General features: G+C 59.6%; 13 protein-coding genes and 2 pseudogenes. 6 read left to right on the forward strand and 9 right to left on the reverse strand.

What is annotated here, in order from left to right:
- The first annotated feature begins 89 nt into the window (after positions 1-89).
- The 3 genes from AYM40_RS07015 (at position 90) to AYM40_RS07025 (ending at position 4,833) form a co-directional block, all read left to right on the forward strand.
- The gene (locus AYM40_RS07015; protein ID WP_201788156.1) at positions 90-1,712 is read left to right on the forward strand and encodes an electron transfer flavoprotein-ubiquinone oxidoreductase; all 1,623 of its coding nucleotides are present in this window, start codon (positions 90-92) and stop codon (positions 1,710-1,712) included.
- 127 nt (positions 1,713-1,839) lie between these two features.
- Positions 1,840-3,642, forward strand: a complete 1,803-nt coding sequence (locus AYM40_RS07020) for an acyl-CoA dehydrogenase (RefSeq protein ID WP_063495586.1) — start codon at positions 1,840-1,842, stop codon at positions 3,640-3,642.
- Positions 3,643-3,819: 177 nt separating this feature from the next.
- Positions 3,820-4,833 (forward strand): FUSC family protein, encoded by a 1,014-nt coding sequence (locus tag AYM40_RS07025; RefSeq protein ID WP_158515252.1) that lies wholly within the window; start codon positions 3,820-3,822, stop codon positions 4,831-4,833.
- A 22-nt stretch (positions 4,834-4,855) separates the two neighbouring features.
- Here the strand turns inward: AYM40_RS07025 and AYM40_RS42260 are convergent.
- Both AYM40_RS42260 and AYM40_RS07030 read right to left on the reverse strand, forming a co-directional pair.
- A pseudogene (locus AYM40_RS42260) lies at positions 4,856-5,098 on the reverse strand (IS110 family transposase); the annotation flags it as partial.
- 317 nt (positions 5,099-5,415) lie between these two features.
- A complete protein-coding gene (locus AYM40_RS07030) occupies positions 5,416-5,721 on the reverse strand; it encodes a DUF3579 domain-containing protein (RefSeq protein WP_063497886.1) in 306 nt (101 codons plus the stop codon).
- A gap of 704 nt (positions 5,722-6,425) precedes the next feature.
- Here AYM40_RS07030 and mqo point away from each other — a divergent pair.
- Positions 6,426-8,072 carry a malate dehydrogenase (quinone) gene (gene mqo / locus AYM40_RS07035; protein WP_082854986.1) on the forward strand — a complete coding sequence of 549 codons (1,647 nt, stop codon included), beginning with the start codon at positions 6,426-6,428 and terminating at the stop codon, positions 8,070-8,072.
- 1,732 nt (positions 8,073-9,804) lie between these two features.
- On the opposite strand, the gene AYM40_RS07040 is transcribed toward mqo, so the two are convergent.
- Positions 9,805-10,980, reverse strand: coding sequence for a porin (locus AYM40_RS07040; protein ID WP_063495588.1), 1,176 nt, complete (start codon positions 10,978-10,980; stop codon positions 9,805-9,807).
- A 596-nt stretch (positions 10,981-11,576) separates the two neighbouring features.
- On the opposite strand from AYM40_RS07040, the gene AYM40_RS07045 reads away from it, so the two are divergent.
- Positions 11,577-11,885: a DUF4148 domain-containing protein gene (locus AYM40_RS07045; protein WP_063495589.1), complete on the forward strand. Its 309-nt coding sequence runs from the start codon at positions 11,577-11,579 to the stop codon at positions 11,883-11,885.
- 266 nt (positions 11,886-12,151) lie between these two features.
- Here the strand turns inward: AYM40_RS07045 and AYM40_RS07050 are convergent, their stop codons facing one another.
- On the reverse strand, positions 12,152-12,628 hold the full coding sequence (locus AYM40_RS07050) for a hypothetical protein (protein ID WP_063495590.1): 477 nt from the start codon (positions 12,626-12,628) through the stop codon (positions 12,152-12,154).
- A gap of 774 nt (positions 12,629-13,402) precedes the next feature.
- On the opposite strand from AYM40_RS07050, the gene AYM40_RS07055 reads away from it, so the two are divergent.
- Entirely contained in the window at positions 13,403-13,708 is a 306-nt protein-coding gene (locus AYM40_RS07055; protein WP_082854987.1) for a DUF4148 domain-containing protein, read from the forward strand.
- A gap of 243 nt (positions 13,709-13,951) precedes the next feature.
- On the opposite strand, the gene AYM40_RS40045 is transcribed toward AYM40_RS07055, so the two are convergent.
- The 5 genes and pseudogenes from AYM40_RS40045 to AYM40_RS07080 form a co-directional block, all read right to left on the reverse strand.
- Positions 13,952-14,260, reverse strand: a complete 309-nt coding sequence (locus AYM40_RS40045) for a transposase (protein WP_181448418.1) — start codon at positions 14,258-14,260, stop codon at positions 13,952-13,954.
- Positions 14,261-14,756: pseudogene (locus AYM40_RS40050) on the reverse strand (IS6 family transposase); the annotation flags it as partial. It lies immediately after the preceding gene.
- The gene (locus AYM40_RS41300; RefSeq protein WP_063495592.1) at positions 14,753-15,100 is read right to left on the reverse strand and encodes a hypothetical protein; all 348 of its coding nucleotides are present in this window, start codon (positions 15,098-15,100) and stop codon (positions 14,753-14,755) included. The gene AYM40_RS41300 and the pseudogene AYM40_RS40050, both read right to left, overlap by 4 nt.
- Positions 15,101-15,178: 78 nt before the next feature.
- Positions 15,179-16,264 carry a porin gene (locus AYM40_RS07075; protein ID WP_082854988.1) on the reverse strand — a complete coding sequence of 362 codons (1,086 nt, stop codon included), beginning with the start codon at positions 16,262-16,264 and terminating at the stop codon, positions 15,179-15,181.
- 154 nt (positions 16,265-16,418) lie between these two features.
- Positions 16,419-18,074, reverse strand: coding sequence for a fatty acid--CoA ligase (locus tag AYM40_RS07080; RefSeq protein WP_063495593.1), 1,656 nt, complete (start codon positions 18,072-18,074; stop codon positions 16,419-16,421).
- Positions 18,075-18,114 lie beyond the last annotated feature (40 nt).

Below are 18,114 nucleotides of genomic sequence, written 5' to 3' on the forward strand. Positions count from 1 at the left end.
CCGCCCCCGCGGAAGCGTTTCAGGTTCATGGCCGGATTCACCCCAGAAAGCGAGTTACGATGCCCACCCAATTGCCTGCCCGAGAGGGAATGGATTTCGACGTTCTCATCATCGGGGCCGGCCCAGCCGGCCTCGCGGCGGCGATTCGACTCAAGCAGATCGCGTCCGATCTTTCGGTCGTGGTTGTCGAAAAGGGGGCGGAGGTCGGCGCTCATGTCCTCTCGGGCGCCGTCATCGACCCGATCGGCCTGGACCGCTTGTTGCCGGGCTGGCGAGAAGATGATAGCCCGCTCAAGCAACCGGTCCTGGAAGATCGGTTTTACTGGCTCACCGCGGGCGGCGCCGTGCGTTTTCCGAATTTTCTGATGCCGCCGTTAATGAGCAATCGCGGCAATTTCATCGCTTCGCTCGGAGAGGTCTGCCGTTGGCTCGGCAAGAAGGCCGAAGCATTGGGCGTTGAAATTTATCCCGGTTTCGCGGCGACCGAAGTCCTCCATGGTGCCGATGGCGAGGTCATCGGCGTGGCCACCGGCGATATGGGGATCGGGAAAAATGGCGAACCGAAAGAGGGCTTCACGCGCGGTATGGAGCTACGCGGAAAATATACGTTGTTCGCAGAGGGCGCGCGAGGGAGCCTGACAAAAGCGCTGATTGCCGAATTTGGACTCGACCGGGATCGTGACCCTCAGAAATTCGGGATCGGCATTAAAGAGCTGTGGCACGTCTCGCCTGAAAAGCATCGGCCTGGTCTGGTGCAGCATAGCTTTGGCTGGCCGCTCGATGGGCACACGGGCGGTGGCTCGTTCCTTTACCATTTCGACGAGAACCTGGTCTCGGTCGGCTTTGTCGTCCATTTGAACTACCGGAATCCCTGGCTTTCACCATTCGAGGAATTTCAGAGGTTCAAGACACATCCGCGTATTCGAGACACCTTTGCCGGCGGAAAGCGGCTGGCGTACGGCGCCAGAGCCCTCACGGAGGGCGGATGGCAGTCGGTGCCGAAGTTGGTATTCCCAGGGGGCGCGTTGATTGGCTGCGCAGCCGGGTTCATGAATGTGCCTCGCATCAAGGGCAGCCATAACGCGATGCTTTCGGCCATGGCGGCCGCAGAACAGGTGGTGGCCGCGATCGCCGCGGGACGCTCTCACGACGAGCTCACGCCCTACGAAGAGAGCTGGCGCACCTCTGCGATCGGACGAGACCTGCGAAGAGTCCGTAACGTCAAGCCGCTATGGTCAAAATTCGGCACCATCATCGGCGTCGCCATGGGCGGCCTGGACATGTGGGCCAATACGCTCGGCCTTTCGTTATTCGGCACCCTCCGTCATGGCAAGCCGGATAACGCTACGCTGGAGCCCGCTTCGAACTTTAAGCCGATCCAGTATCCGAAGCCGGATGGACGACTCACGTTCGACAGGCTCTCCTCGGTCTTTGTGTCGAACACCAATCACGAAGAGAACCAGCCCGTGCATCTGCACGTGGTCAATACCGACACGCAACGATCGTCCGAGCACGACGTCTATGGGGGGCCGTCCACGCGATATTGTCCGGCCGGCGTTTACGAATGGGTCGGGGAAGGGGCAGACTTGAGATACGTCGTCAACGCGCAGAATTGTGTTCATTGCAAGACATGCGACATCAAGGACCCCAACGGCAACATCACCTGGGTGCCGCCGGAAGGTGGCGGCGGCCCTGGCTACCCAAATATGTGACAGCAGTTGATTGAAAAGCATCAAGAAGCTTTCTATTTTGTGGGGGCGCATTCCCATCTTGAAGTCGCGTCATGCCAGCCGCGCTGCGCGACCTTACCCGCAGAACTTCCGTGTTGGAGGAAAGACAATGACCTATACCGCGCCCGTAAAAGACATGCTGTTCGTGATCAACGAACTAGCCGGCTTCGACGAGGTCGCCGCGCTGCCGGGCTTCGAGGACGCCGGCGCCGAAACCACGCAGGCGGTGCTCGAAGAGGCCGCGAGGTTCAACGGCAAGGTGCTGGCTCCGCTGAACTTCGAGGGCGACAAGCACGCGAACGCGTGGCGCGACGGGCAGGTCACGACTACGCCTGGCTTCAAGGAGGCGTTTCGCCAGTTTGCCGAAGGCGGATGGCAGGGCCTCATGCATCCGGTTGAATTCGGCGGCCAGGGGCTGCCGAAGCTGGTCGCCACGCCGTGCATGGAGATGCGGAATGCGGCCAACCTATCGTTCGCGCTATGTCCGCTGCTAACCGACGGTGCAATCGAAGCATTGCTGACCGCCGGCTCCGACGAGCTGAAGCAGCGCTACGTGCCGAAGCTGATTTCTGGCGAATGGACCGGCACAATGAACCTGACCGAACCGCAAGCCGGTTCCGATCTCTCACTCGTGCGCACACGGGCTGAGCTGCAAGCTGACGGCACCTACAAGGTGTTCGGCACGAAGATCTTCATCACGTGGGGCGAACACGACATGGCCGAGAACATCGTTCATCTCGTGCTCGCGCGCACGCCGAACGCGCCCGAAGGCGTGAAGGGCATTTCGCTCTTCGTCGTACCGAAGTTCATGGTGGGCGACGACGGTTCGCTCGGTACACGCAACGACGTGTATTGCGTGTCGATCGAACACAAGCTCGGCATCAAGGCGAGCCCGACTGCGGTGCTGCAATACGGCGACCACGGCGGCGCGACCGGCTATCTGGTCGGCGAAGAAAACCACGGCCTCCAATACATGTTCATCATGATGAACGCGTCGCGGTTCGCGGTCGGCATACAGGGTGTTGGGGTCGCGGATCGCGCGTATCAGAAGGCCGCCGCCTATGCGAAGGAGCGGGTGCAGAGTTGCCCCGTCGACGGCTCCACGAAGCAGTCCGTCACGATCATCCATCATCCCGACGTGCGGCGCATGCTTGCATCGATGCGCGCGCTGACCGAAGGTGCACGCGCGCTCGCCTACGTCGCCGCCGCGCACTGCGATATCGCGCATCGTCATGCTGATGCAGCTACACGCGCCGGACATCAGGCGATCTACGAGTACCTCGTGCCGGTGGTGAAGGGCTGGAGCACGGAACTGTCGATCGATGTCGCGAGTCTCGGGGTGCAGGTGCACGGCGGGATGGGCTTCATCGAAGAGACGGGCGCGGCGCAGTACTATCGCGACGCGCGCATTCTGACGATCTACGAAGGCACGACGGCGATCCAGGCCAACGACCTGGTCGGCCGCAAGACGGCCCGCGACGGTGGCGCGACTGCACGCGTGATTCTTGCGCAGGTCGACGAGACGATCGTGGCGCTCGAGCGCCACGCCGCTTACGCGGCCGATCCGGCATTCAAGTCGATGCATCGGCATTTGAGCGCGGGACGCGATGCGCTCGCGCATGGGGTCGATTTTGTGGTCGCGAATACGAAAAGCGATCCGAATGCGGTGTTCGTCGGCAGCGTGCCGTACCTGAAACTCGCGGGGATCGTGTTGTCGGGTTGGCAGATGGCGCGCGCGCTGCTGGTCGCGACCGACAAACAATCAGACGATCCGTCGTTCTACGGCGCGAAGCGCGCAACCGCGCACTTCTTTTCGGATCACATCCTGCCGCAGGCACCGGCACTCGAAGCGTCCATTGTCAGCGGCAAGAGTGGTGAAGGCGGGCTCGCTTTGAAAGAAGAGCAGTTCTAATGGGCAGTCGAAATCGTCTTGTCGAAATAGGTGCGTGTAGTAGCGGTTGTCATCCGTGCTCTGTTTCGATCATGGTCTGTTGTCAAACGCGTTGAAGATCGAGGCCAGTTGCTTACCCGTGAAAAGTCACCGTCGCTCGGCAGACCGCGCACGCGCTGCAAACCCGCGGAGCGCAGCGTGACTGAGCGGGAGACGGACCTGCTGCACCGGGTTCTACGCTTTCTTTTGACGGTGGGGCTGCCGGTCGCCGCCGCCGTCGAAGTGGGCGTGCGGCCCTGGCTGGTCTACGCAGTCCTGAGTGCGATCCAGGCGTTCGTGGGCGACGAGGGCGGGACCTCGCTGCGACGCCTCGGCTACATGGCGATCGGTCCGATGGCGCTGGTGGCAGGCGCCGCGGTTGGGACTGCGACCGTGTCGCTGCCGCTCCTGTTTCTAGCTATCATCTTTGTGCTCGGGCTGTTCTACGGACTGGTCGAAGGGGGGCACGCCCATCTGTTGCTGCTGGCGCGGTTCATCGGCTACGGACTGGTGATGGGCTACGCGGTGGTGCCGCTCGATTTCGCGGACTGTGCCGCCGCAGCAGCCGCGGTGGCCGAGGCCTGGACGATCTCACTGCTTTGGGACCTCGCCCAGGGGCGGCTTCGCCCGCTCGGCGTCGAGCCGGTTTGGAATGCCATGAACATCGAGCTCATGGGCTGGCGGACGCGCTGGACCTTCGCGCTGTGCGCGGGCCTCAGCATTGTCGCCGCGACTTTGGCCTGCGCGTGGCTCGGTCTCGGGCATCCGTATTGGGCGACGTTGACCATACTGGTAGTGCTGCGCAGCGAGATGACGTCTAGCTCGGACCGGATCATCGAGCGTGTCCTCGGCACGCTGATCGGCATAGCCGCCGTCGCGCTGTTGGTCAGTGTGGCGCCCGGTCAAGCTCCACTCCTGGCCGGTATGATCGTCGCCGCGGCGCTGCGCTGGCCGGCGTTCCGCGTGCATGTCGCGCTGGGCACAGCGACGATCACCGCGTTCGTGCTGCTACTTGGCGAGCTTCTGGTCGGCACGCCGCAGGCGGCGACCCATCTGCTGCAGGACCGGCTGCTGGCGACCATGGTTGGGTGCTGCTTCGCGATGGCCGGGATCGGGCTGCATCGGCAACTCGGGCGCCGACCACGGACGGCGCCTGCCGCGGTGGAGCGTTAGGTCGTAGACCCACACAGAACGTTGGCCGGATGAACTGGGCATGCAACAGAACGACCTCGTGCCCCAGTGAGCGGATCTTGCGGGCCCACCAATGCGCGCTTCGGCAGGCTTCGAGGGCAACGCGGCCGGCAGGCCGTCCCGTCAGGAACACGATCAGGTCATCTCGCCCGAATCTCCGGTTAGCAACCTCGCCAGTGTCTGCGTCGACCCAGTACATCTGGAGCATCCGCTTCGCAATATCGAGTCCGTATGTCGTAGCAATCATTTCGGGCCTCCGTTCCTCAAGTGGCTGTGTCGAAACCCGACTTTGGCACATTGACGCCGGCCGGTTTCGGAGGCCCCTATGCAACAGGCCTTCGTCCCCGGATGGGAGGGCGGTGTCCATTCCTACTGGGCCGGCACCGACCAACGAACAGAACAGACCATTCGACCCGGCCGTAAGCTAAGGAAGCCTGACGAAATTGACCGCCCCTACGTTTGCACGCTCTCGTCTGCGCCAGCCCGCAGGCTTCCGCCACTAATCGTACCTGCGCCCCGAGGCTTCACGTGCTAACACAGACGAAACGTTCTCGGACAGCCTCTTCAGGAGGAAGGGGAGGTCAACAGCAGATCGTTGTCTTTGGCGAAGTTCAGGACGAAGTCGAAAGCGTGTGGCTCGACGTCACGCAGCCGGCAGTCAAGCACGACACATTTCATGTTGCCGATGATCATTGGGCGAACGTAGAGCGAGTATCGAAGGTGACGGTCTTTCTTCCTGATACCGCCGGCCGCAGGTCCAAAACACGACATCGCTCCGGCAAGACGTTCCGACCAGTCGCTTGGCCGAAAAGTCTTTCCGCTGTTCGTAATGCCATGTATGACATATTCAATTAAACGTGCGTCGGTCATGTGCAGATCTATTTCGCCCATTCGCGTGGCGGCGGGCAAGGTATTCCAGAAAAGGCTGTGGCAATTGCGGCGCAGCCCGCTATGCCACCGAACTGGACGCTTCCATCCGGAACATCCCAAACGGGATCAATCCATCTGCGGCGGCGCTGAGTGAGCCGAATCAATTGATGCTCTACGGTATGAAGCGTGTGAATTGTTCAGTGAATGTGCGGGCGAGTGAAGCCCCGCGTTTGTAATGGACTGTTCCTGATGGGGGGCATTGACTTTTCCGGCCGGGCGGCGCATTTCGGCGAGCAATTTACATGGCCCCTGAGCGAGCCACCTGAAGCTCGCATGGCCCTGCACGGAGTGTCCGGACCGCCGATCGAGATGCGCTCAAAGCAATTGGGAATGGATTGCGACGCTCTGAAACCAGACTAAGGCCAAATACGCATCTCGCCAGGAACAGACCATTGCGGCTCCGCGACTAAATATAGCAGCGCCGAGACCGTAACATCGCAGTTCATCGGGACAGATCGCCGAATGGCAGGCAAGTCGTAGAGGCTTTTCACTTCTTTCCTCACCGCATTTGATCTTTGAATCGCTTTCGTTAGGCCCCCGGGGCGAGCGGAATGAACCCGAGGGATATGAAGGCGTTCGGGCAAGATCGGTCCACGTGAACTTATAGCAAACATTCTGCGTATTAGCTAAGGCGGATTAGCACATTGAGCAAAACAACACGAGAAGCGCTATCGGAGCAGACCAGTTCTGGCACCGCTCGTCCCGGATTTGTTGCTGAGGTCGAGAAGGTTGATGTTCTCCTGGTTGGCGGGGGGATTATGAGTTCGACACTAGGTATCCTGCTGCACGAGCTCGAGCCCAAATGGTCGATGATGATGGTCGAACGACTTGACAGTGTCGCCAAGGAAAGCTCCAACGGCTGGAACAACGCGGGTACCGGGCATTCCGCTTTGGCTGAACTCAACTACACCCCCGAAATCCCCGGTAGCGGAATCGATATCGCAAAGGCGGTCCGGATCAACGAGGATTTCCAAGTGTCGCGCCAGTTCTGGGCGTGGCAGGTGAAGCAGGGTGTATTGAAACAACCGCGGACATTTATCAATCCGACGCCACACATGAGTTTCGTCTGGGGAGGGGAGAACATCCGCTTCTTAAAGAAGCGTCATGAGGCACTGCAAGCGAATGCGCTGTTTCGATGCATGAAGTATTCGGAGCACCGCGACGAGATCGCGCAATGGGTCCCGCTCATGATGGAGGGCCGGGATCCCCGGCAGAAGGTCGCTGCGACCTGGTCCTCCATGGGAACCGACGTGAATTTCGGCGAAATCACGCGCCAATTTGTCGGCTACTTGCAGCGTCAGGCCAGGTCCACTCTCCTCCTCTCCACCAAGGTTCGGAATATCACGCGTAATGTGGACGGCACGTGGCGCGTGTCGTTGGCCGACGCCCAATCCGACGCACAGACGCGGCAAGTCGACGCCAAGTTTGTGTTCATCGGCGCCGGTGGCGGGTCGCTGTCATTGCTGCAGGCATCGGGCATCCCCGAGGCCAAAGAGTACGGTGCTTTCCCCGTGGGCGGTTCGTTCCTCGTGGCCGACAATCCCGACATCACGAGCCGTCATTTCGCCAAGGCTTACGGGAAGGCGTCCATCGGTTCGCCGCCCATGTCGGTGCCTCATCTGGACACCCGTATTCTCAACGGCAAGAATACGCTCCTGTTCGGCCCATTTGCTACGTTCTCGACAAAATTCCTGAAGAACGGCTCGTACCTAGACCTGATCGCCAGCACCAACGCGAACAACGTCATGCCGATGGTACGCGTGGGACTCGCCGAGTTTTCGTTGGTCAAATACCTGGCTGGCCAGTTGATGCTCTCGGATACCGATCGCCTCAATGCGTTGAAGGAGTATTTCCCGCTCGCCCGGAAAGAGGACTGGCGCTTGTGGCAAGCGGGCCAGCGCGTTCAGATCATCAAGCGCGACAAGACGAAGGGCGGCGTCCTCAGGCTCGGTACGGAAATCGTCTGCGCGCAGGATGGAAGTATCGCGGGCCTGTTGGGCGCATCGCCCGGCGCCTCGACTGCCGCACCCATCATGCTCGCCCTGCTGGAGAAGGCCTTCAAGGAGAAATTTCGCACGCCTGCGTGGCAGGCAAGGATTCGGAAGATCGTCCCGGGCTACGGTACACGGCTCGGGGCGAGCCCAGCCAAGGCTCACAATTCATGGGTCGCGACAAGCGAAGTTCTGCAATTGACGCCACCGCCAGCGATTGATCTGAGCGCGCCCGCCGTTCAGAACTTCGATACTGCTTCGTCAAAGCCGAGCAAGGCCGAAGTCGAGATGGCGCTTTAGCAGGCCTCCAAGCTCGCCCCGTTTGCGCTCATCTAGGTGGCGCAACATTCTAGCCTTTCCGCAGCGAGAAATGAGGGTGAACTGAGACGGACGGCCAGGCGCGTCTCGGAAAGGCTGAATCAATATGATCTGGCCAAAAAAAAGCCGACCGCGTAGGGGTTGGTTAAAAAATTCTGACCATTCCGAGGGCCGTGTCAGAACCTGAGAGATGCGCACTATGCCGCAAACCGACACAGCAAAGGCAAAGGCTGGTCGGATCAAGCAAGCACGCTGAATAGGTGCGCCGACAAGCCGGCGTACCTTCTTTATGCCAACCGGTCGCTGGTCGACAGCAGGGGAACTGCGGACCAAAATAGACAGAGCGACGTGCTCTCGCCTTTATAGACCAATTCGCTCGGTTTCGTCTGCACTGGCGCCCGACATAGAGCCGCGGCGTCGTACCGACCTCGGCGCGCTATAACGTCGTGAGTTTTTGGCAGGATTGCATCATGACACTTGCCCGGCACCATGGCCGGTGCAATAGGCATTCTGACTTTCGTCGCGGTTGCGGTTATGAGCGGTACCGTCTTGCCCAACACCTCATCAGCGTTGTCAATTTCCGCCACGCGCAGAATGTCTGCCAGTCCCCAGCACCGGTATCCGTTGCGATCACGGTGCCTCTATCTGCGGTAGTTACTAGCGTCGTCTTGGTCAACGTTGCACGAGGGGTCGTGCGCCAGCCTTGGGTGCCGGCAGTCGCGGGTGGCCCGGTATCGGCCTTTCACGACGTAAATCAAAAGGTAGCCCAGTCGCGCGAGCCTGTTTGAGCTGCACTCCCCAAGGCGGCAGTTCTCGGCGCCGCTGCGCGGGACACTGGTGCCTTTGTCTGTGGCGTCGCCGCTCGTTGACGTTCCTTGAGGATCGTCCCAGCACCCTTGAAGACCGCCACCGCTTGAACCAATTGCTGGGTTCTTGTTTCAAGGCTGTCGGCTACCGCTGCTGATTCTTGCACTAGCCCCGCATTCTGCTGCGCCTGCCTCATGGAACTTGTACCAAACCATCGCCCGCTCTCCACGAACCCCCATTTTCTTGTTGTTGGCCGGCATGAGTTCGGCTATGTGGCACAGCACATTTACCGGACTAAATGGTTGTCGCCGTCTACACGAGGCACAGATGCAGATCTCCCCGGGTATTGCGCACCCACCGTCACGCTTATGCCTGTTGGATATGCGTCCCGGCGTTCCGTACAAGTATTGGGCTTTGATGACTTTCGACATCTCACCCCGCCAGGTCGCCTCGTATCCGCTTCCTGTTCGTCAGGCCAGCGCTTTGCTTCCGGCTTCCTCCAGATTCGCAGTCACCCGCGACACCCTTGCCATCCGCTAGCTCTTCCCCTTGTCGGGCGAGCAGAGGACTTTCACCTCCAAGTGAGTGCGCCCTGCCGGGCGTACGAAAAAAAAGCCCGTCCATCGGGACGGGCTCAAATACTGCGTGAAGTTACTCGGAGAAAGTCGCGTCAGCGCAAGTATCCGCGGACTCTCGCTCCGTATTCACTGCGCCATGACCACCATTTCGTCGGGACCCGCGACGAGAGTCCCGACACATCTGGACGCGACCTTTTCAATCAAGCTGTATCGGTCGTGCCATGATGAACTTGCGCCGGCGGGTTCATTCGCCGACGCACACATTAGCGGGCCTAAGTATGACCTGAATATTTATCCAGGCATTGACGTAAACGGCGTCCCCTCGGGGATCAGAAAGTGGTCCGGAGGCCGATTGCTGCGCCAACATTGTTGGTACGGCCAATTTGGTCAACAGCACCGGTGGTCGGGTTGGTTGTGCCCGGGTAGTCGGCAGCAAACGCTCCGTTGCCGCGCGCGAAGTCCACGGTGCCGTACACTTCCGTGCGTCTCGACAGCGAGTATTCGGCAAGAACGGTCGCGGAGTAGTTGATACCGGAGCCGAGCGTGCCATCGAGCCGTTCAGCATTGCGAGTGTGACCGTAGTAGCCGGCGAACGTGAACAGCAGGGGGCCTGTTGCCTGCCAGTTAGCGCCAACGTAAAGCGTATCGTCGATACGGTTCGGACTGCCGCGGAACAGTTGCGGTGCGCCACCTTGCTGCATGTTGAAGTCCGTCGTGCCAGTGTGATCCTGCGCGCGCAGCCAACCGGCCAGCAGGCGTACGGTGGGGGTAATCTGATACGCGCCGCTGAGGTGCAGCATGTTGATCTTTGCGCCATTATCAGTCAGGCTGCCCAAGGTTCCTTGTGAGAAGGGCGTCCCCGAGGTCGACAGCGACGTTTGCTGGAAACCTGCGCCGAGAGTCATGGGACCCTGCGCATACATCAATTCCACGGCGTACGTACTACCGTTGCCGACTGAGCCGGGCGTGTTGCTGAAGCCGTAGGCGGCATCAATGGTCAGGCCTCTGTAGGTTGCCTTGTACTTGACCGAGTTCGGGATGGTCAGGTAACTGCCAATACCGTTCCACATCCAGCTATCTTGCCAGTAGTCGCCCACAGTCAACGGGTCGAAAATATCGCCCATCGTGTCGTACATCGGCGCATATTGGTTACCGAACGTGAGCGCGCCCCACTTGTCGCTCGACAGACCAACGTACGCCTGTCGACTGAACAGCGTGTTTACCACATGAAGCTTCCCAGTGTTGACTTCGAAGCCATTTTCAAGGCGGAAGATGGCGGACAGTCCACCGCCTAGGTCTTCGCTTCCCCGCAGGCCCCAACGGCTGTGGGTTTCCGGGCCGACCGTCATGCCGATCAAGTCTTTGGCATCCGGGGCAGCATTCGTCTGATATCGGATTGCCGTATCAACGAGGCCATACAGCGTAACCGAGCTTTGCGCGAATGCCGACGACGCTGCAACAGCGAAAAGTGCACCTACGGCACTGGAAATCAAGACTTTCTTCATCAGGTGGATATCCCGGGATGATTGATTATGTAAGCGGCTCAATGTTTTTGCAGACTTGATGAATCAGACTGCCACCGGAAGCATAGGCCGTCATTTTTTTGACTCATAGCCTTATGCTTTCGTTGTAGATGTAATCGTTGGATTTATACGACATTTATTTTCGGTGGAATTGAGTGGCCAAATAGGCAGTGAGTCTCGCGTCGAGATTGTCTGAACCCAGGCGAGGCTTGACGAACCGCAGCTTGATATTGATAGCGGCGCGCGTAGTTCGGATTATCTCCATCGCGATTTGTGCGGTCATCTTGATTAACCTACTCCTGAATCAACAACAATCACGCATCCGATTTATACGGCTATCAGGATTAGTCTTTTCCTGAATTAGTAACAATAGGGAGCCGCCGCGCATCTGATTATGTCGTGCCGAAACCGGTAAGTGCTTTTTGGTAAAACTGTTTGGACTCGGCTACCCGTATTTGGCAACAATCCCTTCCTGACATCGGCCTTAATATTAAGCGCATGCTTACCTAGACTGTAGTCACTGATTTACGAACAGGGCTGTTCGTAGCAGGACAAAACCAAGTCTGGAGGTAAGTATCATGAAGTCCCTTATTCAAGCCGTTGTGGTTGCCGCTGCGCTTGCTGCACCGATCGTGTCGTTCGCTCAATCGAATGCGCCTGTCACCCGTGCACAGGTACGCGCCGAACTGGTCCAGCTCGAAAAGGCTGGCTACAACCCGGCCCGTGGCGAAGATCCTAACTACCCGGCCGACATTCAGGCTGCTGAGGCCAAGGTGGCTGCACAGAACGATGCCGTCGGTGGCGTGGCAGGCGGTTCGTCGCAGTCGGGTCATGCGACTGACACTGCGGTGTCGTCGTATTCGCCCCGGATCTACAACGCTCACTAAACAATCGGGCGTGTAAGTCCTGAACTCGCTGCGGGCGCCGCGTAGCGTCGCTCCTGAAAAATGAAACAGGCCCGTTCTCGCCATGAACCGTGAGAGCGGGTCTGTTTTGCCAATATCTGAATACCTCCGCCGCCGGGTTTCCGGTGGCTTCGCCCAGCCTCTCCTGGCTGGGCGCTTTTTCTCTCATTCATCGATGGTGGTGCCGTGCGCATGGTGTGGACGTCAGTGAAGACCTCACTGGGCCGCGCGTCAGTGTCGGCGGTCGGCTAGGTCAGATTGCCTGCGAGTGCAGCGGCTACCCGCTTCATCTGTTCATCCGAGACGCCCGATGCGCCGGCCACGCCGTTGCGCCATACGTCAGATTCGCGAATGGCAAGCTGCGCCTTGAGGGGCTTGCGCGCGCACGCCATCGCCAGCAGTCTGAGCATCACCTCGAAAGCCGGTGCGCCTCCGCTCCCCGTTGTAGTGGTCCTCAGGTCGCTCAATTCAGCCTCAGCCCGCGCGAGCTGGTTACGCAGCACCGAAACCTGACGCTCATGCAATTCGCGCAGGATCTGCATCTGATCCACCGGACCTTCATTTTCCGTTACTGTCACATCAATTGAGACCGCACGCCGCCGCTCCCGGTAGGCGGCCTGCCGCTGCGCGCCGGTCATCGCATCCGGCTTTCGCGGTCGTCCACGTCCCCGCTTGACCTGTTCCGTCTCCGGTGTGGCCGTCAGATTATTCGTAACGTCACGCATATTAGTATAGTGTCAAATCGACGCCTCTATTTTACGTCACTGTGACTAATACTAAAGAGACAACGTGACCGATGCGTACCGAGTTCAAGGCCGGCGAGAGGCTGGTGGCCACGCCCCGAATTTTCGGGCGGTCAGCTACTTGGCACGGGGTGGATAGCCAAGCACAACACAACATAAAGGGAATTGTCGAGCGCCCCTCGCGGGGGCAGACCCGGCGCGCGAGCCGTCTACCTATCAAACAGATACGGTGGGTCAGTTTCGAGCAGAGATTTTAGTAAGGGTTTATACTTACGTCCGTCTCCTCCATGTCTCTGTCTCCACGGAAAATGGATTAAGCCCGCCGCTCCCCCGTGGCGGGCTTTTTTATGGCGCGCACCAAGGTAGGCATCGGTGCGGGCGTTGGGAGGGTCGGCCAATCAGACTTGAAATCCGATGCGGCGTAAGGATGTGGCAAGCGCACGAAAACGGTCGTTTTCGTACGCGGTGACAGGCGCATCTGTGTTCGCGACACAGATAGGTGCGGTCGTTTGTGTCGACCGCATTTGGAGTAAGACTCCATCCCGGGGACGGTGGAATCTGATTCCATTGTTGAGAGCAATCACGACCGATGGGTCACACTAAGTATTTACCCATATTCAGCAACAATTCTATCCAAGGACGGCGCTTTATCTTAAGCGTCTGCATACCTAAACTTTAGTCACTGATTACGAACAGGGCTGTTCGTAGAGCATGCGTGCGGCAAACGGCGGTGTGCAATCTATCGGGAGATGCATCATGAAGCGGTTCACTTCGGTATTGGCCCACGTGGCCCCACCCATCACAGTCGTGACCCTCGCGGCGACGGTCGCTTTATGCAGCGTACCTGCTTTCGCGCAGGACGTGGCGCAGCCTGCGTCGCCGCTCACGCACGCTCAGGTGATGGACCAACTGTATCAGCTTGAATCAGTGGGTTATGATCCGACCGCGACCAACTATCCGGGCGATATCGACGCAGCGGAGCGACGGCTAGCGCTTCAGCAAGCCGAGCAGAAGCAGGCCAGCGACCACAGCGTGACCATGCGAGCGAACCATAGTCAGTAATTCGGAATGGCGGCGTATTGGCTGTTGCAAGGCGGCCATGGATTCTCGAATTCAACTGGTTGCAGGTTTCGATCGGAATCAGAGTGGCGCTCCTTAAGGAAAACGCAGGATTTCTGGAATGGGGTGCAGCAAAGCGTGCGATGAGATGATTGGCGCCGTCATGAGTGGCTTTTCGCCATGCAATGGACGAGTAGAATCACGGCGCGGTGCGCCGGAAAGGAAACGCAGCCATCACCTGTGAGATCAGCCTCGACAGTAGTGCCCCAGATTGATCGTATAAGCCAGCGTTTTGAATGTGTAGTACAACTTACTGAGACGGTCAAAGCGATGCAGCAGGCGACGGAACTTGTCGTCCCAGGCGAACAGCCGCTCGATGGTACGGAACCGCTCTTCGAAGATGGCCGGGTCGAACAGCGGTTTGCGTCCCCGCCTGGGTCGCTTTCTACCGCGTGAATTCGGGTTGATGTTCGGAACCATGCCGCGGTTGAAAATGGCTTTGCGGTTCTGCCGGCAATCGTACACGCCATCGAGACTCACGGCGGTGCCCCGCATGACTCGGGCGCTGCCTTTGACGAAAACGTGCTTCACGTTTGCCAGTTCAGGAATCTCGGCCTGCGCCGCCCGATAGCTGCGCAACTGGTCAGTGACGATCTTGCGCGGTACTTCAGGACAAGCCGCCAGTACACGTTTGAAGAACCGTTTAGCCGCGGCCTTGTCGCGCCGCTTTTGCAGCAGGATGTCGAGTTCGACGCCGTGCGCGTCGACTGCACGCCAAAGCAGCTACGGTTCGCCACGCAAGGTGACGAACATCTCGTCGAGGTGCCACGTGCTACCCGGCTCGCGGCGCGCCGCTTTCACCCGATGGGCAAGCCCGCGCCGAACTTCTCGCACCAGCGGCGAATCGTCTCGTAGCTGACCGTCACTCCGCGCTCGAACAGCAACTCTTCGATGTCGCGCAGGCTGAGCTGGAACCGTACCGCCGCACCGCATGGCTGATGACCGTCGCTGGGAACCGGTGGCCGTGATAAATCGATTTCGTCTTCGTCATCGCGTCATGTTACGCGAACACCCCGCCAACGTGACAGCGCCCTGGCGACGCTTCGTCACCTGGACAAAAGAAACCATCGACGCTGAGCTCGCCGAACTGCTGAACGGATACGGCACGAAATTCCAGGTCAATTTTTCGTGAACACTTATCGCTGCGACGAACGCCATGAGCCCAGCGAGCACCGTCGTCCTGAACCCCGCCGCGCCCACGGCAAGTGCAGAGCAACGCGAAACCGCATCGGGCGCGTGCCATACCGCCATTGCCGCCAGCACGATGATGCAACCAGGCGAAATGCCAAGGGTGTGGGGCAGGTCACCCGTGTTGCGGTGAAAGACGAGGTTCATGAAGGCCCAGGAATTACCCGGCGGTCGAAATTCGAGCCGCCGGCGAGAGGCTCGCACGGCCCGAATGGCGCGACCCAATCAGAACGAATGGCGGATGCCCGCAGCGACGCCGACGGTGGAACCTGCCACCCCGAAGAGGGCGCCGTTGGTCGACAAACCGGTATTCATCAACCCGTGGTTGTAGACATAGCCGAGTTGTCCGTAGATCGCGGTCGCTTTGGAGAGGCTATAGGTTAAACCGGTCGCCGCCATGATCGAATGGTTGCTGGTGTCGTTGCCGTCGCTCGTATACCAGACCCCCGCGTCGATATCTACCGCGGGAGTCACCCGGTAGTTCAGGCCGCCACCATAGATGCGGTTATCGAAAGAGCCGGCGGTTTTGAAATTGACGAACAAAGCTTTCATCGTCAAGTCCCCGAAGCGGTAGCTCGCCCCGACGGTGCGTCCCGAGAAAGCGACGGTGCTGGGCACCGGCGTCGTGGCTGCCGTGCCGCCGGAGTTGCCGCTGTACATGGCAGCGCTGATCTTGAACTGACCGAGCGTGTAGTTCAGACTGGCGGAGTATTGCCGGCCGGCCTGAAAATCGCCCGCCGTGCCGCCCAGCGCGAGCATCGCGCTGCCTTGCAGACCGGCGATTGTCGGGCTTGTGTACGAAATCGCGTTCGAATTGAATATGCCCGTAACGAAGACATTGCTGATGTAGAGCGGCACCCCGCTGCCGAAATAAGAAACACTGCGCGGGTCGGTGGCGATCAGCGACAGGACGAACGGCGAATATTGCACACCGGCTTTCGCGGTGCCGAAGCTGCCGGTCAAGCCGACCCACGCCTGGCGGCCAAAAAAGTTGCCATTCGAATCGGTGAGGCCGCCAGTGGAGAGGTCGATGCCGCTTTCCAGTTCGAAAATTGCCTTCATTCCTCCGCCGAGATCTTCCTCGCCTTTCAAGCCGAAAAGCGACGGAGCCTGGCCGCCCGTGATTAGCGAGAATTGATGACCGGCGTTTTGCCCGTTCGCGAGATCGAGGGTTTTGCTTGTGTACAGGATTGCGCTATCGACAATGCCATAGAGCGTCACACTGCTTTGCGCATGTGCAGCCGTCCCGACGTTTCCAAGCACGATACCGGCAGCAACGGCAAAGCGTTTGTGGCGATACGATGACCTCATGAAAATCTCCTCCGTTGAAATTATTCGAGTAGTACTTTTCTTTTTTTCGAGCGCTCGATGACCCCAATATCGCGCTTGGCTGGGCGCGCCGCGCAGCCTCGAGTGTTTGCGAGCCGCGTCGGATCCGGACCAGGACGGCGGGGCTCGACCAGCGCTATCCGGCGGTTTGATACTTCGCCCGCAACAATTTTTTGTCGACCTTCCCGACGCTCGTCTTGTCGATTGCGTCGACGAACACCACCCGCTCGGGTACGGCATATTGCGAAATGACGCCGCGGATCGCATATTCCTTCAAGTGCTTCTGAATGGACTGCTCGTCAGCAAACTCGCCTGCCTTGAGCACGATCAGCGGCAGCGGACGTTCGCCCCATTTAGCGTCTTTCACGCAGACGACGGCGACTTCGGCGACAGCCGGATGCTGGGAAATAAGATCTTCCAGTTCGAACGACGACACCCATTCGCCGCCGGACTTTATGACATCCTTGAGTCGATCGGTGATCTGCAGGTAGCCCTGACTGTCAATGACCCCGATGTCGTTCGTGTGCAGATAACCGCCGGCCCACAACCTTTCGGACGCGGCGGGGTCGCCGACGTACCCGTAGGTGAGCCACGGTGCTCTTGCCACGATCTCACCGCTGGTTTTGCCGTCGTGCGCGACGTCGTGCATCTGTTCGTCGACAATGCGCAGTTCGACGAGCGGCACCGGCAGCCCCGTTCGCGTGCGCATGTCGAGTTCGTGGGATGTGTCAGCAGGCGTGGCGGTCTTGACCTGCGCAAGCGTGAGGATGGGCCCCGTCTCCGACATGCCGTAGCCAGTGAAGACGTCGATGCCGCGCTCGAGCGCCGTCTGCGCAAGGACGCGAGGCAGCGCCGAGCCGCCAACGACGACTTTCCAACCGCGCAAGTCGGCCGCGGCGGCAGCCGGACATGACAGGACCATTTGTAAAAGCGTGGGCACGCCGTGCGAGAACGTCACGCGCTCACGCATCATCAGTTCGAGTAGGGAGTCCGGCGCATAGCGGCCGGGATAGACCTGTTTCAGGCCGAGCATAGTCGCCACATAAGGCATGCCCCACGCGTGCACGTGGAACATCGGCGTCATCGGCATATAGACGTCGTCACGGTGGATACGGCCCTGCCGCGGCGCACTGGTCAACGCCGCCGTCTCGGCCAGGGTATGCAGCACGATCTGCCGGTGACTGAAGCAGACGCCTTTAGGCAGCCCAGTCGTGCCCGTCGTGTAGAACGTCGTGGCCACCGTGTTTTCATCGAAGTCGGGAAACGCGAAGTCGGGCGAGGACCGCGCCAGCAGGTTTTCGTACTCGTCGACGAAGTCATCGGGCACGGCGGTCGAGCCAGTGTCATCGAGCAATACGAAGCGATCGATGTGCTCGAGCTTGTCGCGCATTTCTGCGAGCATCGGCAGGAAATCCGCGTTGATCAGGAGCGCGCGCGCACCGGAATGGTTCAGCGTATAGGCAAGCTGCTCAGGACTCAGGCGCACGTTCGCCGTCATCAGCACCGCGCCTGTCATCGGCACCGCGAAATAGCATTCGAGGTAGCGGTGGCTGTCCCAATCCATCACCGCGACTGTATCGCCGGGTCCGACGTCGATTTCCAGCAGTCCGCTGGCGAGCTGTCCGATACGGTGGCGAAAGGTCCAATAGTTATGGCGCGTCTGGTCGCGGTAGACGATTTCCTGCTCCGGGCAGGTGGCAAGCGGCGTATGGAGCAACTGCTTGATCAGCAGCGGGTAGGCATACGCTGAAGGGGTCAGCCGGACCTGTCGGCTCTCGCTGGCTTTAGGCATCTCGTGTACTGTCAGGTAAAGCGGTGGGGTTGCCACGTCT

Source organism: Paraburkholderia phytofirmans OLGA172 (genome assembly GCF_001634365.1).
Classification (GTDB): Bacteria; Pseudomonadota; Gammaproteobacteria; order Burkholderiales; family Burkholderiaceae; genus Paraburkholderia.

Excerpts from the sequence above, each read along its gene's own strand:
- AYM40_RS07015 (WP_201788156.1), top strand. The coding sequence starts at position 90 with ATGGATTTCGACGTTCTCATCATCGGGGCCGGCCCAGCCGGCCTCGCG.
- AYM40_RS07020 (WP_063495586.1), top strand. The coding sequence starts at position 1,840 with ATGACCTATACCGCGCCCGTAAAAGACATGCTGTTCGTGATCAACGAA.
- AYM40_RS07030 (WP_063497886.1), bottom strand. The coding sequence starts at position 5,721 with ATGACCGACGCACGTTTAATTGAATATGTCATACATGGCATTACGAAC.
- AYM40_RS07040 (WP_063495588.1), bottom strand. The coding sequence starts at position 10,980 with ATGAAGAAAGTCTTGATTTCCAGTGCCGTAGGTGCACTTTTCGCTGTT.
- AYM40_RS07045 (WP_063495589.1), top strand. The coding sequence starts at position 11,577 with ATGAAGTCCCTTATTCAAGCCGTTGTGGTTGCCGCTGCGCTTGCTGCA.
- AYM40_RS07050 (WP_063495590.1), bottom strand. The coding sequence starts at position 12,628 with ATGCGTGACGTTACGAATAATCTGACGGCCACACCGGAGACGGAACAG.
- AYM40_RS07055 (WP_082854987.1), top strand. The coding sequence starts at position 13,403 with ATGAAGCGGTTCACTTCGGTATTGGCCCACGTGGCCCCACCCATCACA.
- AYM40_RS40045 (WP_181448418.1), bottom strand. The coding sequence starts at position 14,260 with ATGCGGGGCACCGCCGTGAGTCTCGATGGCGTGTACGATTGCCGGCAG.
- AYM40_RS41300 (WP_063495592.1), bottom strand. The coding sequence starts at position 15,100 with ATGAACCTCGTCTTTCACCGCAACACGGGTGACCTGCCCCACACCCTT.
- AYM40_RS07075 (WP_082854988.1), bottom strand. The coding sequence starts at position 16,264 with ATGAGGTCATCGTATCGCCACAAACGCTTTGCCGTTGCTGCCGGTATC.
- AYM40_RS07080 (WP_063495593.1), bottom strand. The coding sequence starts at position 18,074 with ATGCCTAAAGCCAGCGAGAGCCGACAGGTCCGGCTGACCCCTTCAGCG.